This window comes from Pseudomonas sp. PS01270 (genome assembly GCF_029959775.1).
Classification (GTDB): domain Bacteria; phylum Pseudomonadota; class Gammaproteobacteria; order Pseudomonadales; family Pseudomonadaceae; genus Aquipseudomonas; species Aquipseudomonas atacamensis.
Genome location: NZ_JASCPT010000241.1, coordinates 1 through 2,857 on the forward strand (window position 1 = coordinate 1; position 2,857 = coordinate 2,857).

Annotated in this window: 3 protein-coding genes; all 3 read left to right on the forward strand. The window is 57.9% G+C overall.

The window, feature by feature from the left end; genetic code table 11:
* The first annotated feature begins 272 nt into the window (after positions 1-272).
* The gene (aguB, locus tag QMX86_RS27805) at positions 273-1,151 is read left to right on the forward strand and encodes an N-carbamoylputrescine amidase (protein ID WP_282387797.1); all 879 of its coding nucleotides are present in this window, start codon (positions 273-275) and stop codon (positions 1,149-1,151) included.
* On the forward strand, positions 1,151-2,257 hold the full coding sequence (gene aguA / locus QMX86_RS27810; protein WP_243241508.1) for an agmatine deiminase: 1,107 nt from the start codon (positions 1,151-1,153) through the stop codon (positions 2,255-2,257). Before aguB ends, aguA begins: the two co-directional genes overlap by 1 nt.
* Before the next feature lie 245 nt (positions 2,258-2,502).
* Positions 2,503-2,715, forward strand: a complete 213-nt coding sequence (locus QMX86_RS27815) for a hypothetical protein (RefSeq protein WP_016772156.1) — start codon at positions 2,503-2,505, stop codon at positions 2,713-2,715.
* Positions 2,716-2,857 lie beyond the last annotated feature (142 nt).

Sequence of the window (2,857 nt, forward strand, 5' to 3'; positions counted from 1 at the left end):
CGCGAAAGCTGTGTATCAGTCGCCACATGCGGTGACTGACACAGCGCATTCGCGAGCAGGCTCGCTCCCACATCTGTTTTCGGTCTTAAGTCCGATTTGTATCGATTTAATTGGCGTTCAAACAGAGAGATTCCTTATTTGCAGCTTCTAAAGCCGATATTTATCGGTTATAAAGTCGCCATTGCTCCGGCATGGTGATCTCTTGTCCGGTGCGCGCGTTTTCTTTTCGGTCGAATTCTTCGACCGTCAAAGCACTAGCCCGGAGATGATTCATGAGCCGTATCGTTACCGTCGCCGCCACGCAGATGGCCAGTTCGTGGGACCTGGAAGCCAACCTCGAAACCGCTGAAAGACTGGTCCGTGAAGCCGCCGCCAAAGGCGCGCAGATCATCCTTATCCAGGAACTGTTCGAGGCACCGTACTTCTGCCAGAAGCCCAATCCGGACTACCTGCAACTGGCGACGACGGTTGAAGAGAACGTCGCCATCAAGCATTTCCGGAAAATTGCCAAAGAGCTACAAGTGGTGCTGCCGATCAGCTTCTACGAACTGGCCGGGCGTGCACGCTTCAACAGCATCGCGATCATCGACGCCGACGGCAGCAACCTCGGGATTTATCGTAAAAGCCATATCCCCGACGGCCCGGGCTATCACGAAAAGTATTACTTCAACCCGGGCGACACCGGCTTCAAGGTATGGAACACCCGTTACGCGAAAATTGGCGTTGGCATTTGCTGGGACCAGTGGTTTCCGGAAGCGGCGCGCAGCATGGCCCTGCAAGGCGCGGAAATTCTCTTTTATCCGACCGCGATCGGCAGCGAGCCGCACGACAAGACCATCTCTTCACGCGATCACTGGCAGCGAGTGCAGCAGGGCCATGCCGGCGCCAACCTGATGCCGCTGATTGCCAGCAACCGCATCGGCAATGAAGAGCAGGACGGCTACGACATCACCTTCTACGGCTCGTCGTTCATCGCCAATCAGTTCGGCGAAAAAGTGCAGGAGCTGAATAAAACCGAAGAAGGTATTCTTGTGCACACGTTCAACCTCGACGAGCTGGAACATATTCGCAGCGCGTGGGGTTCATTCCGCGACCGCCGGCCGAATCTGTACGGCGCGTTGAAAACCCTCGACGGTTCCCTGGAGTCCTGATGACCACATTGAAAAGTACCCCACGCGCCGATGGCTTCTACATGCCGGCCGAGTGGGCGCCACAAACCCAGACCTGGATGATCTGGCCCGAGCGCCCGGACAACTGGCGTCTGGGCGGCAAACCGGCGCAGGCCGCGCACGCCGCCGTCGCCAAAGCCATCGCCCGTTTCGAGCCGGTCACGGTTGCCGTCTCCGCCGGCCAATACGAAAACGCCCGCGCGCGCCTCGATGTGCCGAATATCCGCGTGGTGGAGATGTCCAGCGACGATGCCTGGGTTCGCGACAGCGGCCCGACCTTTGTGATCAATAACCATGGCGAAGTACGCGGTGTGAACTGGGATTTCAACGCTTGGGGTGGTTTCGATGGCGGCCTGTATGCACCGTGGAACCGTGATTCGCAGGTCGGCGGCAAGATCCTCGAGATCGAGCGCAGCCCGCGTTACCGCACCGAAGGTTTCGTGCTCGAAGGCGGGTCGATTCATGTCGACGGTGAAGGCACGCTGATCACCACCGAAGAATGCCTGCTCAACCGCAATCGCAACCCGCACCTGAGCCGCGAAGAAATCGAGACGGTACTGCGTGACAACCTGTCCGTGGACAAGATCATCTGGCTGCCGGATGGCTTGTTCAACGATGAAACTGACGGCCATGTGGATAACTTCTGCTGCTACGTGCGTCCGGGCGAAGTGCTGCTGGCGTGGACCGATGATCCGCAGGATCCGAACTACCCGCGCTGCCAGGCCGCAATGAAAGTGCTGCAAAGCAGCACCGACGCCAAGGGCCGCCCGTTCACGGTGCACAAAATGCCGATTCCGGGGCCGCTCTATGCGACCGAAGAAGAGTGTGCCGGCGTCGATGCGGTGGACGGTTCGCAGGAGCGCAATCCTTCCGTGCGTCTGGCCGGTTCCTACGTGAACTTCCTGATCGTCAACGGTGGCATCATCGCGCCGAGCTTCGACGACCCGATGGATGCCCCGGCCAGGGAAATCTTGCAGAAGCTGTTTCCGCAGCACGAAGTGGTGATGGTGCCGGGCCGTGAACTGTTACTGGGTGGCGGCAATATTCACTGCCTTACCCAACAGCAGCCAGCGCCGCACAAAGAGTGAGTTGAGTCGTAACAGCTTGAGTTGATTCACAAATCAGCCAGGCAATGATTAGCTCGCTCAGCATGAAAGCAAGCCCGCGGCCCGTCAGGACCGCGGGCTTGTTTGTATCCGCCGGTCGACATTCGAGTCGCCTTGGCATAGCTCTTGTATTGCTCCTGATGCACTAGGGAGGGAGGGGAACTTCAACAGTTCTGTCACAAACCTTGGATAACGTAGCCGCTCACGAACGGGGAGAGAGCGCTGAAATGAACGCCGAAGTGAACGTAATCAGCGAGCGGACTGTGCATCCCATGGCCGTCAACGGCGAATCGCTCCAGCTTGTCGCGCACTGGTTGAAGTCCAATGGAACGCGTCAGATCAGACAACCTGATCCGCGCCGGATGATGATCGAGCGTTACCCCGCTGGCCTGTTCAGCGAGGCCGAGCTGGAAGCCTTGTGGGATGTGATGGAAGGATAAGAACAATAGGGATTGGTAAAAGCGCTGCCGGGATGGCGGCGCTTTTTTTGTCTGATTTTTATCCACAGGTATTCAAAAGTGGGAGCGAGCCTGCTCGCGAAGACGTCAGCCCTGCCAGTGACTTTGTTGAATGATCCAGCGC